The organism is Gilliamella sp. Pas-s27 (genome assembly GCF_009795865.1).
Taxonomy (GTDB): Bacteria; Pseudomonadota; Gammaproteobacteria; order Enterobacterales; family Orbaceae; genus Gilliamella.
In genome coordinates, this window is sequence record NZ_WTEW01000006.1 from 1 (window position 1) to 21,327 (window position 21,327).

A 21,327-nucleotide genomic window follows, 5' to 3' on the forward strand; every position below is an offset into this window, starting at 1 on the left:
ATTCCACCACACTGACCACGCTTTGGTTTTGATAAATCGCACACTGCTTTTCCAACGCTAACAACGCTAAACGAGATGATAAAACCACTTCATAATGCGCTTGCTCTTTACTGACCGATAGCTGACTAAAGGCCGTAATCACCCCATGAAGTCTGCGAGCATCACTGACCGTGGGTAAATCACTTAATGAGCGTATGGCGGTGCTTAAGGGCTTATTGATAACTGGATTAAATGAGAAAGTGGCATGTTGGTTAAGGAGGGAATCAAGGGACAGGGCTTTATCAGGACTGGTGAAGGTTATCGTATAATGCCAGGGTTGATTGAGTGGCTCATCGCCTTTAACCTGCAACACCGACACCGGTGAACCCAGCCCCTCAACGGTTAAGGTATAACGATTATGACTCACACTTTTCAACCCATCAATTAACCCATTAACCAATCCCTCACCTAACTTGTCAACCAAACGGTCAAACTCATTTGCCATGTTTTCCCTTCCTTACTTATTGATTTAATTGAAATAAAGAATAATACCTTTAGTTTGTTGTAATCACTTTTAGTTATCTAATATAGTTAACTAATAGATAATCTAAATAAGGTATAGAGTATAGAATATTTCAGGGCAAAATTTAACTATTTTTTAACCATCACTTTTTTAATATTAATAATTTTTGATCATTGAATGCAAAAAATCATTGTTTTATTAAATAATTATACAAAAAATAACATTATACTCCACCGCTAAATTATATTAGTGGAGCATGAGGTATTTTTAATTATAGATGGTGAATTTATTATTGATTTTTATTAAAGTTAATATTTTGTAAATAAAGGATAATTTACTTTTTCAGCAATTGCTTTTAGACGATTTTGGGCGATAATTATGTTGTCTTGCCATTTTTCATCCTTTGCCCACATTTCAATTACCAATGGTGCAACATAATTCATGGTGCGAAGTGTTTCAAAAATAGCGGTAAAATCGACTTCGCCTTCACCAATGACTAGATCCCTAAATTGCCCAGAATAATCGACTTTAACTTTGAATGTGTCTTTTAGATGAATTTGGACAATATGATCACGACTTAACTTAAGTTCGGTGCAAGTATCATAATTCCAACCAGTAATATTACCTACATCGGGGTAAGCCATAAAGTAAGGTGAATCGATATTTTTTTTGAGGATCTCGAATTTGCTTAAACTGTTGAGATAAGGCGTATCCATAATTTCAACCGCTAACATCACCCCTGCTCGCTCAGCTTGCTTAACTGCCCACTGCATACCTTGAATAAAGCGCTGATGTGTTTGTAAGTCGGCTGGTTCATAGTAAACATCATAGCCAGCAAGTTGGATCACTCTTATTCCTAACTTGTAAGCTAGCGTAATGGCTTTGTCCATAATGATTTTGGCTTCATTACGGATATCATTATTGGCTGAACCAAATGGATATTTACGATGTGCACTTAGGCACATAGAATGTAGTGGAATTCCAATTTTTTCGCATTGATGCCTAAGTGAATAGATCTCATCATCAGACCAATCTAATCTAGCACGACGCTCATTTGATTCGTCGACCGAAATTTCGATAAAATCAAATCCTAACTTTTTAGTTACTTGTAATTTATCTTGCCATGATAACTCGTTAGGTAAGGCTTTTTCATAAATACCAATACGAGGAGTATTTTTGATTTGATACAATGTTTTTGATATATCTTTACTTTGCAACATGGTGATAATCCATTTTTTATATGAAAAGAAACCATGCAGCTGATTTGTTTAGCTGCATGCGGTTTTTACCAATATTTTGCGATCTGCTCTCTTAATGCTTGCGCCGTTTTTTGGCCGTTTTCATTAGCAAGTGCACGACCGGCAATAAAGGCTTTGGTTTTTATGCCAGCAAATAAATGGATATCTTCTGGTACAATTCCACCAGTAATTGATAGTTCAAGTCCTAGATCAGACAATTGACGCATTTTGGTTATATCATCCTCACCCCAACCAATACCAGCTAATTCAGCATCACGAGAACGATGATATATGGCTTGCTTAATACCAAGCTTTCGCCAAGCTTTGGCATCATCTAAAGTCCAATGACCATATAATTCGATTTGAATTTCACCGTTAAATTCATCAGCCACTTTTTTACACGCTTCTACAGTTGCAATGTGAGCTGCGGCTGATACGGTTAACCAATTTGCACCAGCTGAAAACGCCATTTTTGCCAATATCGCCCCACCGTCAGTGGTTTTTAAATCACACACTAAAATATGATTTGGATAGAGCTCCCTTAACCGTTTTACACTTTGTATACCGGCTCCAAACGCAAGAATAGTACCAACTTCAATGATATCAACAAATCCTGCTACATTTTTCGCCACATCTAATGCTGATGCTAATTCAGTTTGATCTAATGCTATTTGTAATTTAGGTGCTGTCATGTTGTTCTCCTTAATATTTGTTATTTTTGACCGTAATAAGCATTTGCGCCATGTTTACGAAAATAGTGCTTGTCAGATAATGTTTGTTGAATTTTGATTGTTTGATTAAGTTGCCGAGTTGAAAGCGCCATCATTGCTACTTCTTCAAGTACTACAGCATTATGCACCGCATCTAAGGCGTTTTTACCCCAACAAAATGGTGCATGGCCTGATATGATAGCGCCAGGCATAGCAACAGGATCTAAACCTCGACGTTTGAATTCTTCTATTATTACTAATCCCGTATTTTTTTCGTAATCAGTTGCAATTTCACTATTGGTTAGTTCACGAGTACAAGGCACATCACCATAAAAGTAATCAGCATGAGTAGTACCTAATGCTGGAATATCTAACTCAGCTTGAGCCCAAATGGTTGCATAACGAGAATGCGTGTGTACAATACCACCAATTTGTGGAAATGCTTTATACAATTCAATATGTGTTGCGGTATCACTTGAAGGATTTAATTGTCCTTCTACAATATCTCCCGTTAGTGAAACAACCACAATGTCATCTATTTTCATATTAGTATATTCAACGCCAGAAGGTTTAATGGCAATAAGGCCTTTATCGCGATCGATTTCAGATACATTACCCCAAGTGAAAGTGACTAAATTATATTGGGGTAGTAATAAATTAGCGTTTAAAACACGTTCTTTTAAAGCTTGGTACATAATTCAACCTCCATTTAATGCCTGATCGATAACGGCATAAACATCTTCTTTGGTGTTACAACGTCTTAATTTATCAAGATCAACCCCTGTTTCACTATTTTCATCATCTAAAATTTGCGTGACTTCCATTAATCCTTCCATATGCTGATCAGACGTACTACCCGCTAATGTCACTAAGACATCAACAGGCTCATCTTCACCATCAAAATAGACAGGATTTTTTAAAGTCACCAAAGCAAAAGCCGTACGATTTACACCATCTTCAGGTCTTGCGTGAGGCATGGCAAAGTTTGGTGCAATAATAATGTAAGGACCCATTGTTTTGACGCAACGGATAATAGCATCGTAATAAGAAGGTTCTATTGCTTTAGAAGCCACTAACATGTCAGTGCCTAATTTGACTGCTTCTTGCCAGTTTGATGCCTCCGCTTTGAGTAAAATAGAATTGTTTTCAATTAATGATTCTTTTAAAGCCATGTTGTACCCCTTAGTATTTAAAATCTATTTTAAAAGCACTTGTTCAATCAATTTTATAAGTTCATCACCAAAGGTTTGCGGGTTTAGCATATTTTGCACACCTAATGCATGTTGACCTTCATTAACCTCGATTTCGTGAATAAGATGTTTAGAAGCGACGATAATATCGACATTTGGCAAGCGTGATTTATAATCAGTCACAGCACAAGAATCCATTTCGTTTGGGATACCTTTTTTATTTAGATAATTGGCGATCTTCATTTTCATCATCATTGATGAACCTTGACCACTACCACATACTGCTAAAATTCGGATAGGACGACCTTCACTCACAGCCACTTCGTCCATTTTTTCAAGTACAGATTCGTTAATATCTTGCTGTTTGTCGTTCACTTCATCAGGTTGATTGTTAGAATCAGCTTCTTCTTGACGTAGCTGTTTAGCTGCAAAGAACATATAAACCAAGGCTAACGCAATAAGTACATAGATGAATAAGTGCGAAATAGATAAACCTTGTAAAATTGGTGGGAATAAAATCGCCCAATCAGCCATTCCCATCCATGAATCAATTGGAGTGCCATTTTGAGCAAAAATATCAATCACCCAAGCAGAGCCCAATACTTCTATCATGCCCATAACAAAACAGATTTTCATTACCGCTTTCCAACCACCAAAATGGTTAGCAAATACCCCAATAGTCGCATTCGAGAAGAACATTGGTATAAATCCAGGAATAATCATGATTGGCGATTTAAAGATAAGCAGTAAAGCAATCGCTAAGAATTGACCTAATGCTCCCCAAATAAAACCAAATACCATCGCATTGGGTGAAAAGGCATAAATTGCTGCACAATCAATGGCTAATACCGCGTTAGGAATCAATTTTTCTGAAATACCTTTGAAAGCTTCTGATAACTCAGCAACAAACATACGTACACCACCAACAATAACTTGAATTGCGACAGCAAACTTAAGTCCTGTTTCAAATATGTAGATGGTCCAATGGGTAGAACCCGCCATTGTTTGTAAATTATCTAATCCAAAGGAAAGTAATATGATACCGAAAAATATAGTCATCACGATCGTGGTTGCAGCAATACTATCATGAAAAATATGTAACCACTTTGGTAATTTTAGATTATCAACTGTATCGTTTTTATCACCTAATTTTGGCGCTAATTTAACCGCAATCCAAGAACCAAGTTGTTGTTGGTGACCAATTGAAAAGCCTGCTCCACCAGTTACCGCTTCGGTTGGTTTGAACATCATATTAGAAAATATTCCCCAATAAAGCGCAGTGATAATAGCCGAATAGATGATGGTTTCCCACATACTGTAGCCAAAAAGGAAGTAAAATAGAGCAATTAAACCAACCTGTTGAAACATAATATGGCCAGTTAACATAATAGTTCGAATACCTGTTAGGCGTCGAAAAATAACTAATAAAATGTTGATAGCTAAAGCAAGTAAAACCGCATAACCTACCCATGAATAGTGCTCACCCATGCCGTTTTCAACCGCTACCATTGATGCATAAGTATCAATAATTGAACCTTTAATACCATGATATTCGGCCAGTTTGGCAATAACAGGTTTAAATGTTGATACCAAAACACCCGAACCAACCTGCAATAACATAAATCCGACAATGGTTTTAATTGTACCTTTCAACACGGTAGTTAGATCTTTACGTAACAGACAATAACCAAGCATTGTTACCAAACCAAGTAACAAAGGTGCTTTTGTCATCACTTGACTATAAAAAATATAAAATACGTTATAAATTACTTCCATATGTCCCTCTCATTAGTTATTGACATTTTCATTGCTCTAACAACACTCATCCCTAATATTTAGTTTCATTTAAATGTCTTCCATCAAGTTTTTTTACGAACTGTAAAGTAATGGTTAAAACAGCCGATTACTTTACGTTATTCTTCATCGCTCATTAATAATATTTGTTATATTCCACAATCAAAATAAATCATTCAATGATTATTTATGATTACTTTGATAAAGATCACTATTTTCATAAAATCAACATAGCATCTGTGACACAGATCACAACCTGATAAAAAACCACAAGCAAAAAATAAAATTAAAATTATTATTATCAATATATTAAATAACAAAATACTGAAAGTTAAAATTATAATAATTGACAACAATACAAATGAAAATTATCATCAAAATAATCAAATTTAATCATTTTATGTTGTAAGAGGAAATAATGAACGAAATCGCACGGCATAATGAAATGGTGGCATTAGTAAACGAAAAAGGTATGGTTAAAGTAACGGACTTAATCACAAACTTTGCTATATCACCAGCCACTGCAAGGCGAGATATTACTAAGCTCGATCAGGAAGGACGTGTTAAAAAAGTTCGTAATGGCATTATGCGATTAGAAGAAGTAAAACCAATCTGGGCACCCATTGACAACAATAATACCGATCACTATCACGAAAAAGCCCGTATTGCGATTCGTGCTGCAAAACTGTGTAATAGTGACGAAAATATTGTTATCAACTGTGGTTCAACGGCATTTTTATTAGGACGCGAATTATGTGGTAAGAATGTTTCAATTATTACTAACTACTTTCCACTCGCCTGTTATTTGATTGAACATGATCATGAAAATGTCATCATTATGGGAGGGTTATACAACAAAACACAAAATATTATTCTTAATCCGATTGCCAGTATTACTGATTCTTATGCGGGCAAATGGATGTTTACCAGTGGAAAAACCTTAACGCCAATAGGTTTATATAAAAACGAAATTTTAGGTGCTGTTGCAGAACAGCAAATACTTGAACAAGTCGAAAAGCTAGTTGTAGTAGTAGACAGTTCGAAAATTGATACTAAAGCTAATTCAGGCATGCTTTTTTGTCCAGTAAATAAAATTGATATTTTAATTACCGGAAAACAAGCTAATAAGGACGTGATCGAATGCATTAAGGAGCAAGGCGTTGAAGTTATTTTAGTCTAACTATTAAATTGTAAAAGGAACAAAGTATGAGTAAAGTGAATGAAATTACCCGTGAATCGTGGATATTAAATACATTTCCTGAATGGGGAACTTGGCTTAATGAGGAGATCGAAACGACAGAGGTTAAACCCAATACATTTACCATGTGGTGGCTTGCTTGTACAGGTATTTGGTTAAAATCAGCAGGTAATACCAATATTTCTGTTGATTTTTGGTGTGGTACAGGTAAAAAAACTCACGCAAATCCATTAATGAACAAACAGCACCAAATGATGCGAATGGGAGGAGTCCGAGAATTACAGCCTAACTTAAGAACCAGTCCATTTGTTCTTGATCCTTTTGCAATTAAAGAAATCGATGCAGTAATGGCAACACATGATCACGCTGATCATATCGATGTCAATGTTGCTGCTGCGGTTATCCAAAACTGTTCATCAAAAGTAAAATTTATTGGTCCAAAAGCTTGTGTAGAATTATGGAAAAGTTGGGGCGTACCTGAAGAACGATGTATTGTTGCTAAAGTAGGCGAAACGATTGAAGTAGGTGATATTACTATTCGTGTCTTAGACTCTTTTGATAGAACATCGTTAGTGACCTTACCAAAAGGCGTATCATCAACCGATAAGTCTATTTTAGATGGTATGAATGATAGAGCAGTCAACTATTTATTTGAAACATCAGGCGGTTCACTATATCACTCTGGTGATTCCCACTATTCTAATTATTATGCCAAACATGGTAATGATTACAAAATTGATGTAGCACTGTTATCTTATGGTGAAAATCCTCGTGGTGTGACCGACAAAATGACATCAGCCGATATTTTACGAGCAGCTGAATCACTTAATACTCAAGTTGTGATCCCTTTCCACCATGATATTTGGGCAAACTTCCAAAGCGATCCTCGTGAAATTGAAGTTTTATGGAAAATGAAAAAAGATCGTCTTGATTATAAATTTACCCCTTTCTTCTGGCAAGTTGGTGGTAAATATACTTATCCAACCGATAAGCATAAAATGCATTATCAACATTATCGTGGTTTTAGAGATATTTTTATCGATGAGCCAGAGTTGCCGTATCGCTCATTCTTATAATCCGCTAATGTAGTTATTCGATTTTAACATGTGGATGGTTCAAATAATAATTTTACCATCCACACGCCAATTCAAATTAATCTTATTCATCAAGCATTAATATACTTTTCACGATTTGGCAACCAACAATCAACTAGTTGTGCTGCGCTTTGTGGGTGATTTTTTTGGATATCATAAGAGGCTTGTTGTACTTCACTAATCAAATGTTGATCTCGAATTAGATCAACAACTTTAAAATTAGCCAATCCCATTTGCCGTGTTCCTAAAATTTCGCCACCCCCACGAAGTTCAAGGTCTTTTTGCGCAATAACAAAACCATCATTACTTTCACGCATAACTTTCATACGAGCTTGAGCAACTTTGCTTAAAGGGGCTTGATACATAAGTACACAATGAGATACCGCCGTTCCTCGCCCAACGCGTCCTCGCAGTTGATGTAATTGAGCTAAACCTAATCGCTCGGCATTTTCGATAATCATTAAACTAGCATTAGGCACATCAACACCTACTTCAATAACCGTTGTGGCAACAAGTAGTTGAATTATTCCTGCTTTAAAGTCTTGCATGACTGATTGTTTTAAATCAGATTTCATTTTACCGTGCACTAAAGCAATATTAAGATGTGGTAATCTTTGTTGTAATTCTTCTACAAGTATTTCAGCTGCTTGGGCATCAAGTATTTCGGACTCTTCAACCAATGTACAAACCCAATAAACTTGGCGGTTATCGAGGCAAGCTTGATTGACACGTTCAATAATTTCATCACGACGAGTATTAGGTATGACAACTGTAGTAATGGGGGTTCGCCCTGGTGGCAATTCATCAATAATAGAAACATCTAAATCTGCATACACTGTCATAGCTAGTGTTCTAGGAATAGGTGTTGCGGTCATAATTAATTGATGTGGATGAAGATGACCTTTAATACCCTTCTCCCAAAGACTTAGTCGCTGGTTAACACCAAAGCGATGCTGTTCATCAATAATGACTAAACCTAACGAAGCAAACTCAACTTTATCTACAAAAACCGCATGCGTACCAATTAACATGGTGATTTCACCATTTTTAACACGATCATAACGCTGCTGTTTATTTTTGGCAGTTAATCGCCCTGATAACCAGTCAACACTAATTCCTAATGGAGTAAACCAACTATTAAAATTGTTATAATGCTGTTCGGCTAATATTTCGGTGGGTGCCATTAATACCACTTGGTTACCGTTTTCAATCGCATTTAGTGCAGCTAAAGCTGCAACTAATGTTTTTCCAGAACCTACATCACCTTGAATTAATCGCATCATGGGCGCAGTTTTGGTCATATCTTGATAGATATCTTGCACAACACGTTGCTGAGCACCGGTCGGCTTAAAAGGTAATGATGATAAAAATGGTTTAATTAAGCATTGGGTTGGATAAAATTGATGTGATTGCTGATTTTGGTTATGTGTTTTTATCATCAACATACTTAAATGATAAGCAATCAATTCTTCAAAGATAAGTCGTTTAATAGCTGGGTGTTCACCTGATTCTAACTGCGAAATTTGGGTATCAATCGGTGGGTTGTGAATAATATTTAAACAATCTAATGCTGACAAAAAACGACAAGCTAGCTGCGGTGGTAAAATCTCGTCTGGGGGATTGTTTTTCAAAAACAGTAATGCCGTCATTATTGATCGTCGAATCACATTTTGAGATAGTCCATAAGTCGTTGAATAAATAGGTGTATATCTTTCCTGTTCACCATCTAAACTGGCGCTTTTGTCATTTTGATGAGTTTTGAGTTTAAATTGTGGGTGAATAATTTCAAGGTGATTTTTGCCGTGTTTTATTTCGCCATAAGCGCTAATCCATTTTCCTTTAATTAACGACGCTTTCATACCTGCAGTAAAATGCATAAATCGCAATATAGCAATACCTGAATCATCTTGAACATAACAAATGAGCATTTGCCGCCGATTAAATGTGAGTTCGCTTTTGATAATCACGCCTTCTATTGTAGTAAATTCACCAATAGTGGCATCGCCAATGGCACAAGATGAAGTGCGATCTTCATAACGCAAGGGGAAATGCAATAATAGATCTTTAGCGGTATAAATACCTAATGTATTGAATTTTTTTTCTAAATTTGCACCAATTCCTGTTAGTTTTATCAACGGTAAATGATCAAGAAAACGATTTATCATAATGACTAATTTATATTTCGTGTAACACTCACTACATCTGGTTGTAATGACATTTTACGAATTAATTCATTAAGTTGTTGTGTATTTTTTACTTCTATTTGCAATATAACTGTATAAATTTGTCTATCTTTTTCTTCGGTATTCAACCATTGCAGGCGAGTATTTTCATCATTAATAATTGAAAGAATGTGCGCCAAAGAGCCTTGAGTGTTTAGAATATCAAGCCAAATTTCAGCAACAAACCGTTGAGATATGTCAGATGCCCATTTCAGTGATATATATTTTTCTGGATTCTTTTGATAACCAACAATATTTCGACAGGATTCATGATGCACAGTTAAGCCCTTTTCTGGACTGACATGCCCAATAATAGGATCATTAGGAAGAGGATGACAACACTTAGAAAACGTAACTAAAACACCTTCGCTACCAGTAATAACCAGTGTTTTATTTGGTTCTGATTTACTTTGTAATAACCCTTTATGCTCTAAGCCTTTGACAATAAAATGACTCATAATATTACCGAGTCCAATTTCAACCAAAACATCATCAAAAGTGGATTGTTTAGCTAATTCAATCACTCTAGATTTTTGATTTGGTGATAAAGCATTAATACCGCCTGATTTAACTAACGAAAGATTGAGTAAGCGTCGACCCAATTCAATAGCATCTTCACGTTTTAATGTTTTAAGTGCTTGACGAATGCGAGACTTCGCTTTAGCGCTAACTACAAAATTTAACCAATTTGCATTAGGACGCCCTTCTGGCGAGGTGATAATTTCAACCGTTTGCCCACTGCTTAACGGTTGTGATAGTGGGTAAGGCTTACGATCAACAAGCGCACCAATACATTGATAACCGATATCAGAGTGCACTGCATAAGCAAGGTCAACAGCTGTTGCACCTTCGGGTAGCTGAACAATACGTCCTTTAGGAGTAAAAACATAAATTTCTTTAGGAAATAAGTCTGATTTTACGTTTTCAATAAATTCGAAAGAATTTCCTACACTTTGTTGTAGTTCTAACAGACTTTGCATCCAACGTTGTGCTTTGATTTGTGCAGTTGTGTTGTTTAATTCATCAGTTTCATTATATACCCAATGTGCGGCTACGCCCATTTCTGCCATTTGCTCCATATCTTCGGTACGAATTTGCACTTCGACAGGTGTGCCATGTGGTCCAATTAATGATGAATGTAATGACTGATAACCATTCGCTTTTGGAATCGCAATATAATCTTTAAAACGATTAAGTCGTGGCTTATATAAATTATGCACAAGACCAAGGACACGATAACAAGCATCTACATTTTTAACTACGATTCTAAAAATATAGATGTCCATTATAGAGTGAAAATGTTGCTCTCGCATTTGCATTTTTTGATAAATGACATAAATATTTTTTTCTAATCCTTCAACTTCGGCATCTATACCAGCTTCAGCCAAGCGATTTCTGATTTCAGATAAAATTTGTTGAATAAGTTCTTTTCTTGTATTTCGTGCAACTTTTACTACCTTTTCAAGTACTTTGGCTCGATTTGGATGCATTGCTGTAAAACCCAAAACTTCAAGTTCGGTTTTTATATGATGAATACCTAAACGATGGGCTAGTGGAGCATAAATTTCTAATGTTTCTTTTGCTATACGACGGCGTTTATCTGGTCTTAATGCCCCTAGCGTGCGCATATTATGAGTGCGATCAGCAAGTTTAATTAAAATAACACGCACATCTTCGGTCATGGCAAGAACCATTTTCCTAAAATTTTCAGCTTGAGCTTCTTGTCGATTACGAAATTTTAATTTATCAAGTTTAGAAACACCTTCAACTAAAATAGCAACATGTTTACCAAATTTATTTGTAATATCTTGGAAGGTAACCGGGGTATCTTCGATGGTATCATGTAAAAGTGCAGCAATAATTGTTTCATAATCAAGCCGCATATCTGCTAAATATGTTGCAACAGCAACGGGATGAGTGATATAAGGTTCACCACTACATCGGAATTGCCCTTCATGGGCATTTTTAGCAAAAAGATAAGCATCTTGAATCAATTCGACTTGTTTAGATGGAAGATAAGATGCAACAAGCTCTTTTAAGCTATCAAAATACTCCATGAGCAATTCCTGTAAAACTACAGTTTATTCGTACGATGGTGTGTTTTCTAGAAGAATCGATTCATGAAGTGTTGCACGTACTTCAGCTTCTTCATCTTGGCGTGTTTGGAAATCAGCAACATCAAGGATTTGTTTGTTAACAAGCCCATATTCAATTTCGCGTAAAGCAATAACGGTTTCTTTATCGTTTTCTTCAGGAATAAGTGGTGATTTATTTTCAACTTGTAGTTGACGAGCGCGTCTTGCTGCTACAATGACGAGATCAAAGCGATTACCAATTTTTTCTACTGCATCTTGAACAGTTACACGTGCCATTTTTACCTCTAATATTGTTTACTAAAATACTTATTTAAAATGATCTAGTATTCTACTTAAATTTATAGGGGATTGTCTATATTAATATTGGTTTATATCTCGAAATCCAAATTACTTAGAAAAATCCCCTTTATAATTTTATCACTAGCAATGATGACTAAATTAATTCCTCATCATCTTTGTTATCCATATGTTCCTTGCTTTGAACTAATCTAACCGCAAAATAAAGGTCATAAGCAAATTCAATATGCTCATCATCAAGCTTTATATTCATTTGTTTAAACCAGTTTTTAAGCGTTTTTCGACGACCTGATAAAATTAAAATGATATTTCTTACTTTTAAAGACTTTACTAACTCCTCAATCCCCGACAACACACTGACATCTTTGTAAGTAAAACAAGGAATCGCATCAACTATCACATAATTTATTGGCTCTTCAGCTTCATCAATATAACTAATAATTCTTCGCTTAAAATAGGCAATATTAAAATAAGTCAACGGAGAATTGAATCGGTAAATCATGGTATTACCAATGGGTTTTACATCTTGACCAATTGAATGAATGCGACCACTTTCATCAACACCTAGCAGCTGATCTTTCGGTCTAAAAACACGTCGTAAAAACAAAAATAGCCCAAGTAACACCGCTAGTGCCATGCCGGGAATAATACCAATAATAAGCACAGAAACTAGTGTTATTAAACTTAAATAAAAGGCATCGCGATCAAACTTGAAAAAACGAATAATTGTTTGAAAATTAATTAACGAAATTGAAGAATAAATTAAAATCACCCCTAATACACAAGTTGGAATATACTGTAAGGGAGAAAGAAAAAACATTACCACAAAACCAATTAAGATTGCGGCAATAATCGAAACTAGTTGCGTTTTACCACCATTGGCATCATTGACAGCAGTTCTTGATGATGTACCACTAACTACAAAACCTTGCGATAGACCAGCTACAATATTAGCAATACCTAACGCCTTAAATTCAACATCAGCATTTGTTTCATAATTATTTTTGGATGCAAAACTGCGTACTGTTATCATCATACTAACAAAACAAATGATAGCAATATTAAGCGAAGGTACAACTAAATCGCGCATTAGACCTTTATCAAAATCGAGCCATGACTCAGCAGGAATAAAATCATTACTAATATTGCCAATAATACGAATATTAAAATGTTCGAAATTAAACAACCATGAAAACATCGTCATCACAATGACAGCTAATAACGGGGCTGGATATAGTGGTTTTAATCGCTTTAAACCAACTAAAATTAATAAAGTAAAAAGTGAAACAAGTGCTGTTCCTATATGAATTTGGGATATTTTAAATGGAAAATAAACAATTCGTTCAATCAAATAAGAATAATCATAACGAAATCCCAATGTTTTAGCTAATTGATCAACCATAATAGTAATTGAAATACCATTAAGCAAACCAATTAAAATAGGCTGACTAAGCAAGTCAGCCAACGCACCAAGATGCAACTTCCCTGCAATGATGCACCAAATACCGATCATAATTGTTAATATAATAACTAATTGCCAACGCAATACAGGATCATTTGCTGCTAACGGGAAAACAACAGCAGCGACCACCGCACAAGTTGCTGTATCAGGTCCAACAATCAGTTGTTTAGAAGATCCAAAAAGCGCATACACAATTAAAGGTAAAATGGTTGAATATAGCCCCGCTATTGCACCAACTCCCGTCAATTCAGCATAAGCAATGGATACAGGTAACGAAACGGCAGCAACCGATAACCCAGCTTTAAGGTCAAAAGTAAAATATTCTCGCTTATATTGTAATAAACTACTTAGCCCTGGCATCCAAGAAGTTATTTTTTGAAAAAAAATACCGTGTAAAAACCTACCCATACTGATCCTTATTTCCCAGCTATACTCATATTATCGACCAAAATAGAACCACATCGAATGCTAGTTCTTGTTTCAACATCATTACCTATTGCAACAATATTTTTATACATGTCTTTAAGATTACTAGCAATAGTAATTTCACTAATAGGATATTGAATCTTTCCATTTTCAACCCAAAATCCAGTAGCTCCACGTGAATAATCGCCCGTCACACTATTAACACCTTGCCCCATCAATGAAGTCACCAAAATACCCTTATCCAGTTTTTTAAGCATATTATCAAAACTCACATTATCTTGGCTTGGTGATATAGACCAATTGTGAATACCTCCAGCATGCCCTGTTGATGTTAAGCCTAACTTACGTGCAGAATAATTACCTAGTAAATAAGTTTGCAGTACACCTTGCTCAACAATATTACGCTGCACGGTTTTTGTCCCCTCGCTATCAAAAGGCGAAGAACCAACACCTTTTAGAATATAAGGATCTTCATAAATGGTGAGCCATTCAGGAAAAATAGTTTGTCCAATACTATCTAATAAAAACGAAGATTTTCGATAAATAGCACCACCACTTATGGCTCCCACTAAATGCCGAATAAGCCCAACAGCAACTTCAGCACTAAATAACACTGGAGCTTGCATTGTTGCAATTTGCTTCGCTCCCAAATGAGAAATAGCCCTATCTGCCGCTTCAATGCCAACTGTTTCAGCTAGTTTCAATTCATTAAAATCACGCGATGAGCTATATGCATAATTACTTTCCATCTGCCCTGCTTGCTCAGCAATAACTGAACATGAAAGTGAATGAGAACTTGCACAATAACCTTGTAGCATTCCTAGACTATTACCATACACATAAACCCCATAGCGGCTACTAAAATAACCACCATCACTATTCACTAATTTTGAATGATTTAGCGCTGCTAATTCAGCTTGTTTGGCTTGCTCAATGGCATTATCGACATTCAAATCACTAGGATAAAATAAATCTAAATCAGGTGGATCAAATGCCATTTGACTTACATCGCCCAAACCAGAACATGGATCGGGTGAAGTGTATTGCATGATACTAATTGCCATATCTATCGTCTGTAAAATAGCTTGAGGAGATAAATCATTTGTTGATGCACTACCTTTACGTTGATCTTGATAAACCGTAATAGACAAAGCGCCATCGCTATTAAATTCAACATTTTCGGTTTCGCCCATACGTGTGCTAACACTAATACCTGTTGATTGATTTATTGACACCTCAACGGCATCGACTCTTAATTTTGCTTGTTTTATAGCATTATCAACAATAGCCGATAAATTTTCTTTTTGATTTATCGCTTCTTTTTTAATCTGTTCAATACTCATTTTATTATTTTCTACAAATCTGCTAGTGATACGTTATAATAAGCCAGAATTGAACATTAGTTAACAAAAGAAATAACATGAACCAAAACCAAGAGACAAACCTAGAACCCAACTTTTCTATTGACATTGAAGATGACGAAATTATCTACGTCAGTAAAAGTGAAATCAAACGCGATGCTGAAGCGCTAAAAAAATTAGGTATCGAACTTGTCAAGTTAAGCAAAAATGAACTTGAAAAAATCCCTCTTGATGAAGATCTTATTTATGCAATTGAACTTGCACAAAAAATAAAAAAAGAAGGATATCGCAGGCAAATTCAATATATTGGCAAACTACTACGTAACCGGGATATCGATCCTATTAGCCAAGCACTTGATAAACTCAAAAATCGTCACAATCAGCAAATTGCTCTATTCCACAAACTCGAAAAGCTACGCGATGAGCTGATTACAACTGGTGATGCCGAAACCATTATAGGCTTATATCCTACAGCCGATCGTCAACAGCTACGCACCTTAGCTCGTTTAGCAAAAAAAGAACAAGAAGCAAATAAACCGGCAAAAACGGCAAGACAGATTTTTCAATACTTAAAAGAATTAAGCGAAACAGAATAACCATTATTCTGTACGCTTATTATCATTAACAACACTATATTAACTTAGATAGAGGATACAAAAATGGGACTTTTAAATGTACCAGCAGGTAAAGAATTACCAGATGATATTTACGTTGTGATTGAGATTCCAGCTAATGCAGATCCAATTAAATATGAAGTTGACAAAGACACAGGTGCAGTATTTGTTGACCGTTTTATGGCAACAGCAATGTTCTACCCATGTAACTATGGTTATATTAATCACACATTATCATTAGATGGCGATCCAGTTGATGTATTAGTCCCAACCCCATACCCATTACAACCGGGCTCAGTTATTCGTTGTCGACCAGTTGGTGTATTAAAAATGACAGACGAAGCAGGCCAAGATGCAAAACTTGTTGCAGTACCACATACTAAGCTGTCAAAAGAATACGATCACATTAAAGATGTTGATGATTTACCAGAATTGCTCAAATCACAAATCAAACACTTTTTTGAACAATACAAAGCCTTAGAAAAAGGTAAATGGGTTAAAGTGGACGGTTGGGAAAATGCAGATGCCGCTCGCAAAGAAATAATCGAATCTTTTGAACGAGCGAAAAACAAATAAAACTGAGTAATAAAAAAATAAACCCTTAAAAAAGCCATAAACTAATATTTATGGTTTTTTTATTTTATAAAATAACCGATATTTAAAAAATCATTAAAAAAATTCAGTTATTTAATTATTTCCCATTTATCAATCAATAAATAGTTACATAAAAATCCAAGAAAAAAACAAATTTTAAGTAAAAAAATTGTTATCGACATCTTGCTTTCGATTATAATTTATGCGGTAATAGTTCTGGGTAAGTAACAAAGTAAAAAATTACGGAAACGATTCACCTTAATTAATGTAAAGTACATTGTTATGGTTTTTAGCTACATAATAAATACAATGTTAGAACCCAAACGGCCGAAAAGGCTAATTATTAATTATTGTTAGGATGTCTAGTAAATGAATAAAAAAACAGGTCAAGTGAAATGGTTTAATGAAAGTAAAGGTTTTGGTTTTATTACCCCTGCAGATGGAAGCAAAGATGTATTTGTTCATTTTTCTGCTATTTCAGGTGACGGTTTCAAAACCTTAGCTGAAGGACAACAAGTTGAATTTGCTATCCAAGATAGTCCTCGTGGACCGGCTGCAGCTGAAGTTGTAGTTCTTTAATTAAAACTTTAAATAATTTATTTACATATAGCAAAACACCCATTTTTTAATGGGTGTTTTTGTATCCTAAAAAATAACAAATTCAAATAAAAAAGCGACCCTAAAGCCGCCTTTTAAAATAGACAAAATCAAATGCTAATTATTTTTTAGAAACAACTGCAATTAGATCTAATACTTTATTCGAATAACCAACTTCGTTATCATACCAAGAAACAAGTTTTACAAAGTTATCACTTAATTGGATACCTGCTTTAGCATCAAATACAGATGTACAAACTTCGCCTAAGAAATCAGTAGAAACAACATCATCTTCAGTATAACCAAGAACGCCTTTCATTGGACCTTCAGCAGCTGCTTTGATTGCCTTACAAATGTCTTCGTATTTAGCTGGTTTAGCTAAACGAGCAGTTAAGTCAACAACAGAAACATCTGGAGTTGGAACACGGAAAGCCATACCAGTTAATTTGCCGTTTAATTCAGGAATAACTTTACCTACTGCTTTAGCAGCACCAGTTGATGAAGGGATGATGTTTTGAGCTGCACCACGACCACCACGCCAATCTTTATGAGATGGACCATCAACAGTTTTTTGAGTTGCTGTTGTTGCGTGAACAGTTGTCATCAATGCTTCAACAATACCAAAGTTATCATTGATAACTTTAGCTAACGGTGCTAAGCAGTTAGTTGTACATGATGCGTTAGAAACGATATCTTGACCAGCATATTCTTTATCATTAACACCGATAACAAACATAGGAGTGCTGTCTTTTGAAGGACCAGTTAAAACAACTTTTTTAGCACCAGCTTGAATATGTTTACGTGCTGTTTCATCAGTTAAGAATAAACCAGTTGCTTCAGCAACAACATCAACACCAACTTCGTTCCATTTTAAGTTTGCAGGATCGCGTTCAGCAGTAACACGGATTGTTTTACCGTTAACAACTAATTTACCGTCTTTAACTTCAACAGTACCGTCAAAACGACCGTGAGTTGAATCATATTTAAGCATATAAGCCATATATTCAACATCTAATAAATCGTTGATAGCAACAATTTCAATGTCTGAACGTTTTTGAGCAGCACGGAAAACAATACGACCAATACGGCCAAAACCATTAATACCTACTTTGATTGTCATAACAGTTACCTTCTTTTATGAGTTTTTAATGTAAAAATACTTTCGTGTAAACTATCAAATTTTAAGGATTTATTCAAGAAGATTCCTAATAATTAGACACGAATTGATTAAATAGGACGAAACTGACGCAATTAATATCTATTATAATTAATAAAATCATACTTTTAATTAATAAAACACATCAACCTTAAAAGGTTTAAATAAATTTAGACTCATTTAAAGGACAGTTACCAATAATAAGTTCATTTAAATTTATTTTAAGGTATCTAAAAATAAAATAAATGCTCGTTTTTCTTCTGTTGATAACTGCCGCTAATATTGCAGTAAGCGAATATCAAAATCATTATGTTGCTTATTTTTTTCATGATCTTTTTAGCTTGATTAATCATAGCTAAGTATTTCTGATTAATTATTATATTTTATTAATATGCTTTTTTATTAAGCTATATTGGGGGAGTTAACGCTCGTATAGCTATTGAAAAACAAATACTCAATTTTTTGTACAATCAATAAAAAATCAAATAAAATCGATGATTTTCTGACAAGTTTTGAGGGATAATTTTATAAAAATAATTCCACAATATATTGTGAAAAACCATAACAAACATAGGTACTTTCTTTACTATGTATTGCTTTTTATCTTCATCTTGCAAAATTTGTGCATCTAGTTTACTTTACTTATCTAAAATAGGATAAATAACTAGAGCGTAAACATGACGATATCATTTAAAGAGCAGCAACAACGAATCAGTTTTGTTAAGCAATTTTTTGCCAATCAACTTGCCGAGCATTTGTCACTAATTGAAGTACAAGCGCCATTGCTAAGTCAAGTTGGTGATGGTATTCAAGATAATTTGTCTGGCACTGAACATGCTGTGCAAGTTAAGGTAAAAGCAATTCCTAATGCACAATATGAAGTAGTGCATTCGCTTGCAAAATGGAAGCGTAAAATTTTGAGCGTTCACCATTTTCAAGCTGGTGAAGGAATTTATGCTAACATGAAAGCCTTACGCCCAGACGAAGATCAGCTTTCGCCCATTCATTCAGTTTATGTTGATCAGTGGGATTGGGAAAAGGTGATTCGTCCTGAAGATCGCAATTTAACTTATTTAAAACAAACGGTTGAAAATATTTATGCCGCCATTAAAGCGACCGAAAAGGTAGTGTCACAGCAGTATCATATTTCCCGTTTTTTACCTGAATCGATCACCTTTATTGACAGCGAGCAGTTACTAAAACGTTACCCAAATTTATCCCCTAAAGAGCGTGAAAACGCAATAACCAAAGAGCTTGGCGCTGTGTTTTTAATCGGTATTGGAGGTCAATTATCAAATAATGAAAAACATGATATGCGTGCTCCTGACTATGATGATTGGAGTAGTGCTAATGATTTGGGTTCTAAAGGATTAAATGGCGACATTTTAGTGTGGGATCCGATATTAAATAGTGCATTTGAAATTTCATCAATGGGAATTCGAGTTGATGCCGAAACATTAAAACGTCAATTAAAACTAACTAATGATGAAGATCGCTTACAATTAGATTGGCATAAAGCATTAATTAATGGCGATTTATTGCAAACAATCGGCGGTGGCATTGGGCAATCACGTTTGACTATGTTGCTTTTAAAGCAAAAACACATAGGTCAAGTACAAGCCAGTGTTTGGAGTGATGATATCAAAGCAAATTACAGCGATTTACTATAATCCAACACCAACTAAAATAGGGCATTATGCCCTATTTTGGTTTAAAAAACGGTTTTAATTAATTTGTGATGAAGTTAATTTGTAGTTGGTTCATCGCTCTGCACTGGCGTTGTTTGTTCTGGTTCTGGTTCTTGCTGCTGTATTGGTTGTGGTGGTTGTGATGGTTCCTTGGTTACGCCATCTAAACGAACATATACAATATGTTGTTGACCTCGATCGCATGACCCCACTATTTTGCCTTCTATTTGTTGTCCTGATCTGTCGGCTGATTCAAGTTTAAGCTGGAAATGAGCCGGATCAACACCGTTATTTTTGATTTTTTCGGCAATTTTGGCACTAATTTCGTCACAATTTGACGCTGTAGCCAACATTGGCAAACTAAGTAAAAAAACACCGATTAATTTTTTCATTTTATTTCCCTTTTATATTTATATGTGATTTTAATTATTAAATGCATTATAAAACTATCCATTCAACTGTGTATCTTCCTTTAATATATTCAAAACAATCGACTAGTATCATTATATCACCAACCAAACTGTGACTTTTTGGATAATATTACTCCCTGATTTAGATTTATACACTGTACAATTTGATAACTGTTTAACAAACCTGTTAATAACTCAATAACATCATAATTAATAATTGTTTTTGCTATAGGTTAAATATTAAGCTATGTTATTTTCAACTTTATTTTGCTAAAAATAGCAATTCTTTTTTTAATTTTATTAAAAGAATCTGATTGTCGTTAATAACAAAAATACCGATAAAACAAACTATAAACAGATAACTAATTAGCCCTTTTAATAATATTTCACAAATTATAGAGCAGTAAAAAAGGCAATTAACCCAAAAAAGACACCAGGTAAATTAGCTATCGCAATTGGCCAGTCCTTCTTTTCTCTTAATAATCCATAACAGACCCAAAGAGTACAGTTAATAGCTGCGGCTAACGGTTGAGTAGGATTCGATTTAAATCCATTTAAATTATCGATGATTTGTGGAATATAAGAAACATACATCCCTAATGATGCTATCGTAGCGATAATCCCTAAAATACGAAAAGCCTTTGATGAAAGATGCAAAATTGCCTCCAATATTATTTA

20 protein-coding genes are annotated in these 21,327 nt (G+C 34.9%); 6 read left to right on the forward strand and 14 right to left on the reverse strand.

Annotation, left to right across the window (positions count from 1 at the left end; genetic code table 11):
- The 6 genes from GQ589_RS03575 to GQ589_RS03600 all read right to left on the reverse strand — a co-directional run.
- Positions 1–463: contractile injection system protein, VgrG/Pvc8 family (locus GQ589_RS03575; protein WP_255471087.1), on the reverse strand; the 463-nt coding region annotated here is incomplete at its 3' end.
- Positions 464–810: 347 nt separating this feature from the next.
- A complete protein-coding gene (locus tag GQ589_RS03580; RefSeq protein ID WP_370519413.1) occupies positions 811–1,692 on the reverse strand; it encodes an L-ribulose-5-phosphate 3-epimerase in 882 nt (293 codons plus the stop codon).
- Positions 1,693–1,787: 95 nt separating this feature from the next.
- The gene (locus tag GQ589_RS03585; RefSeq protein WP_160412071.1) at positions 1,788–2,432 is read right to left on the reverse strand and encodes a 3-keto-L-gulonate-6-phosphate decarboxylase UlaD; all 645 of its coding nucleotides are present in this window, start codon (positions 2,430–2,432) and stop codon (positions 1,788–1,790) included.
- Positions 2,433–2,452: 20 nt separating this feature from the next.
- Positions 2,453–3,145 (reverse strand): L-ribulose-5-phosphate 4-epimerase, encoded by a 693-nt coding sequence (locus tag GQ589_RS03590; protein WP_160412072.1) that lies wholly within the window; start codon positions 3,143–3,145, stop codon positions 2,453–2,455.
- Positions 3,146–3,148: 3 nt separating this feature from the next.
- Entirely contained in the window at positions 3,149–3,622 is a 474-nt protein-coding gene (locus GQ589_RS03595; RefSeq protein WP_160424642.1) for a PTS sugar transporter subunit IIA, read from the reverse strand.
- A 24-nt stretch (positions 3,623–3,646) separates the two neighbouring features.
- Complete coding sequence (locus GQ589_RS03600; RefSeq protein WP_160412074.1) at positions 3,647–5,416, reverse strand: PTS ascorbate-specific subunit IIBC; 1,770 nt, start codon at positions 5,414–5,416, stop codon at positions 3,647–3,649.
- A 436-nt stretch (positions 5,417–5,852) separates the two neighbouring features.
- Between GQ589_RS03600 and ulaR the strand changes: the two genes are divergently transcribed.
- Positions 5,853–6,614, forward strand: a complete 762-nt coding sequence (gene ulaR / locus GQ589_RS03605) for an HTH-type transcriptional regulator UlaR (protein WP_160412075.1) — start codon at positions 5,853–5,855, stop codon at positions 6,612–6,614.
- A 26-nt stretch (positions 6,615–6,640) separates the two neighbouring features.
- The gene (gene ulaG / locus GQ589_RS03610) at positions 6,641–7,708 is read left to right on the forward strand and encodes an L-ascorbate 6-phosphate lactonase (protein ID WP_160424644.1); all 1,068 of its coding nucleotides are present in this window, start codon (positions 6,641–6,643) and stop codon (positions 7,706–7,708) included.
- Between the two features lie 89 nt (positions 7,709–7,797).
- Here the strand turns inward: ulaG and recG are convergent, their stop codons facing one another.
- The 5 genes from recG to pmbA form a co-directional block, all read right to left on the reverse strand.
- Positions 7,798–9,891: an ATP-dependent DNA helicase RecG gene (gene recG / locus GQ589_RS03615; RefSeq protein WP_160424645.1), complete on the reverse strand. Its 2,094-nt coding sequence runs from the start codon at positions 9,889–9,891 to the stop codon at positions 7,798–7,800.
- A gap of 5 nt (positions 9,892–9,896) precedes the next feature.
- Entirely contained in the window at positions 9,897–12,005 is a 2,109-nt protein-coding gene (spoT, locus tag GQ589_RS03620; protein ID WP_160424647.1) for a bifunctional GTP diphosphokinase/guanosine-3',5'-bis pyrophosphate 3'-pyrophosphohydrolase, read from the reverse strand.
- Between the two features lie 24 nt (positions 12,006–12,029).
- Complete coding sequence (rpoZ, locus tag GQ589_RS03625; protein ID WP_160424650.1) at positions 12,030–12,320, reverse strand: DNA-directed RNA polymerase subunit omega; 291 nt, start codon at positions 12,318–12,320, stop codon at positions 12,030–12,032.
- A 157-nt stretch (positions 12,321–12,477) separates the two neighbouring features.
- On the reverse strand, positions 12,478–14,211 hold the full coding sequence (locus GQ589_RS03630; RefSeq protein WP_202115012.1) for a SulP family inorganic anion transporter: 1,734 nt from the start codon (positions 14,209–14,211) through the stop codon (positions 12,478–12,480).
- Positions 14,212–14,219: 8 nt separating this feature from the next.
- Positions 14,220–15,572, reverse strand: coding sequence for a metalloprotease PmbA (gene pmbA, locus GQ589_RS03635; protein WP_160401684.1), 1,353 nt, complete (start codon positions 15,570–15,572; stop codon positions 14,220–14,222).
- Between the two features lie 77 nt (positions 15,573–15,649).
- Between pmbA and yjgA the strand changes: the two genes are divergently transcribed.
- From yjgA to GQ589_RS03650, 3 genes are all read left to right on the forward strand, one after another.
- The gene (gene yjgA / locus GQ589_RS03640; protein ID WP_160401685.1) at positions 15,650–16,186 is read left to right on the forward strand and encodes a ribosome biogenesis factor YjgA; all 537 of its coding nucleotides are present in this window, start codon (positions 15,650–15,652) and stop codon (positions 16,184–16,186) included.
- Positions 16,187–16,249: 63 nt separating this feature from the next.
- Positions 16,250–16,780 carry an inorganic diphosphatase gene (gene ppa / locus GQ589_RS03645; RefSeq protein ID WP_160401686.1) on the forward strand — a complete coding sequence of 177 codons (531 nt, stop codon included), beginning with the start codon at positions 16,250–16,252 and terminating at the stop codon, positions 16,778–16,780.
- 387 nt (positions 16,781–17,167) lie between these two features.
- Positions 17,168–17,377: a cold shock domain-containing protein gene (locus GQ589_RS03650; RefSeq protein ID WP_160401687.1), complete on the forward strand. Its 210-nt coding sequence runs from the start codon at positions 17,168–17,170 to the stop codon at positions 17,375–17,377.
- Positions 17,378–17,516: 139 nt separating this feature from the next.
- On the opposite strand, the gene gapA is transcribed toward GQ589_RS03650, so the two are convergent.
- The gene (gene gapA, locus GQ589_RS03655) at positions 17,517–18,515 is read right to left on the reverse strand and encodes a glyceraldehyde-3-phosphate dehydrogenase (protein ID WP_160401688.1); all 999 of its coding nucleotides are present in this window, start codon (positions 18,513–18,515) and stop codon (positions 17,517–17,519) included.
- 713 nt (positions 18,516–19,228) lie between these two features.
- Between gapA and asnA the strand changes: the two genes are divergently transcribed.
- Positions 19,229–20,221 carry an aspartate--ammonia ligase gene (gene asnA, locus GQ589_RS03660; RefSeq protein ID WP_160424652.1) on the forward strand — a complete coding sequence of 331 codons (993 nt, stop codon included), beginning with the start codon at positions 19,229–19,231 and terminating at the stop codon, positions 20,219–20,221.
- A gap of 74 nt (positions 20,222–20,295) precedes the next feature.
- Here the strand turns inward: asnA and GQ589_RS03665 are convergent, their stop codons facing one another.
- Both GQ589_RS03665 and GQ589_RS03670 read right to left on the reverse strand, forming a co-directional pair.
- Positions 20,296–20,631, reverse strand: coding sequence for a DUF1161 domain-containing protein (locus GQ589_RS03665; protein ID WP_160424654.1), 336 nt, complete (start codon positions 20,629–20,631; stop codon positions 20,296–20,298).
- A gap of 411 nt (positions 20,632–21,042) precedes the next feature.
- Complete coding sequence (locus GQ589_RS03670; protein ID WP_160412082.1) at positions 21,043–21,306, reverse strand: SemiSWEET family transporter; 264 nt, start codon at positions 21,304–21,306, stop codon at positions 21,043–21,045.
- Positions 21,307–21,327 lie beyond the last annotated feature (21 nt).

What these genes read in the sequence shown, in the direction of transcription:
- GQ589_RS03585 (WP_160412071.1), bottom strand. Translation starts at nt 2,432, where the DNA reads ATGACAGCACCTAAATTACAAATAGCATTAGATCAAACTGAATTAGCA.
- GQ589_RS03590 (WP_160412072.1), bottom strand. Translation starts at nt 3,145, where the DNA reads ATGTACCAAGCTTTAAAAGAACGTGTTTTAAACGCTAATTTATTACTA.
- GQ589_RS03595 (WP_160424642.1), bottom strand. Translation starts at nt 3,622, where the DNA reads ATGGCTTTAAAAGAATCATTAATTGAAAACAATTCTATTTTACTCAAA.
- GQ589_RS03600 (WP_160412074.1), bottom strand. Translation starts at nt 5,416, where the DNA reads ATGGAAGTAATTTATAACGTATTTTATATTTTTTATAGTCAAGTGATG.
- ulaR (WP_160412075.1), top strand. Translation starts at nt 5,853, where the DNA reads ATGAACGAAATCGCACGGCATAATGAAATGGTGGCATTAGTAAACGAA.
- ulaG (WP_160424644.1), top strand. Translation starts at nt 6,641, where the DNA reads ATGAGTAAAGTGAATGAAATTACCCGTGAATCGTGGATATTAAATACA.
- recG (WP_160424645.1), bottom strand. Translation starts at nt 9,891, where the DNA reads ATGATAAATCGTTTTCTTGATCATTTACCGTTGATAAAACTAACAGGA.
- spoT (WP_160424647.1), bottom strand. Translation starts at nt 12,005, where the DNA reads ATGGAGTATTTTGATAGCTTAAAAGAGCTTGTTGCATCTTATCTTCCA.
- rpoZ (WP_160424650.1), bottom strand. Translation starts at nt 12,320, where the DNA reads ATGGCACGTGTAACTGTTCAAGATGCAGTAGAAAAAATTGGTAATCGC.
- GQ589_RS03630 (WP_202115012.1), bottom strand. Translation starts at nt 14,211, where the DNA reads ATGGGTAGGTTTTTACACGGTATTTTTTTTCAAAAAATAACTTCTTGG.
- pmbA (WP_160401684.1), bottom strand. Translation starts at nt 15,572, where the DNA reads ATGAGTATTGAACAGATTAAAAAAGAAGCGATAAATCAAAAAGAAAAT.
- yjgA (WP_160401685.1), top strand. Translation starts at nt 15,650, where the DNA reads ATGAACCAAAACCAAGAGACAAACCTAGAACCCAACTTTTCTATTGAC.
- ppa (WP_160401686.1), top strand. Translation starts at nt 16,250, where the DNA reads ATGGGACTTTTAAATGTACCAGCAGGTAAAGAATTACCAGATGATATT.
- GQ589_RS03650 (WP_160401687.1), top strand. Translation starts at nt 17,168, where the DNA reads ATGAATAAAAAAACAGGTCAAGTGAAATGGTTTAATGAAAGTAAAGGT.
- gapA (WP_160401688.1), bottom strand. Translation starts at nt 18,515, where the DNA reads ATGACAATCAAAGTAGGTATTAATGGTTTTGGCCGTATTGGTCGTATT.
- asnA (WP_160424652.1), top strand. Translation starts at nt 19,229, where the DNA reads ATGACGATATCATTTAAAGAGCAGCAACAACGAATCAGTTTTGTTAAG.
- GQ589_RS03665 (WP_160424654.1), bottom strand. Translation starts at nt 20,631, where the DNA reads ATGAAAAAATTAATCGGTGTTTTTTTACTTAGTTTGCCAATGTTGGCT.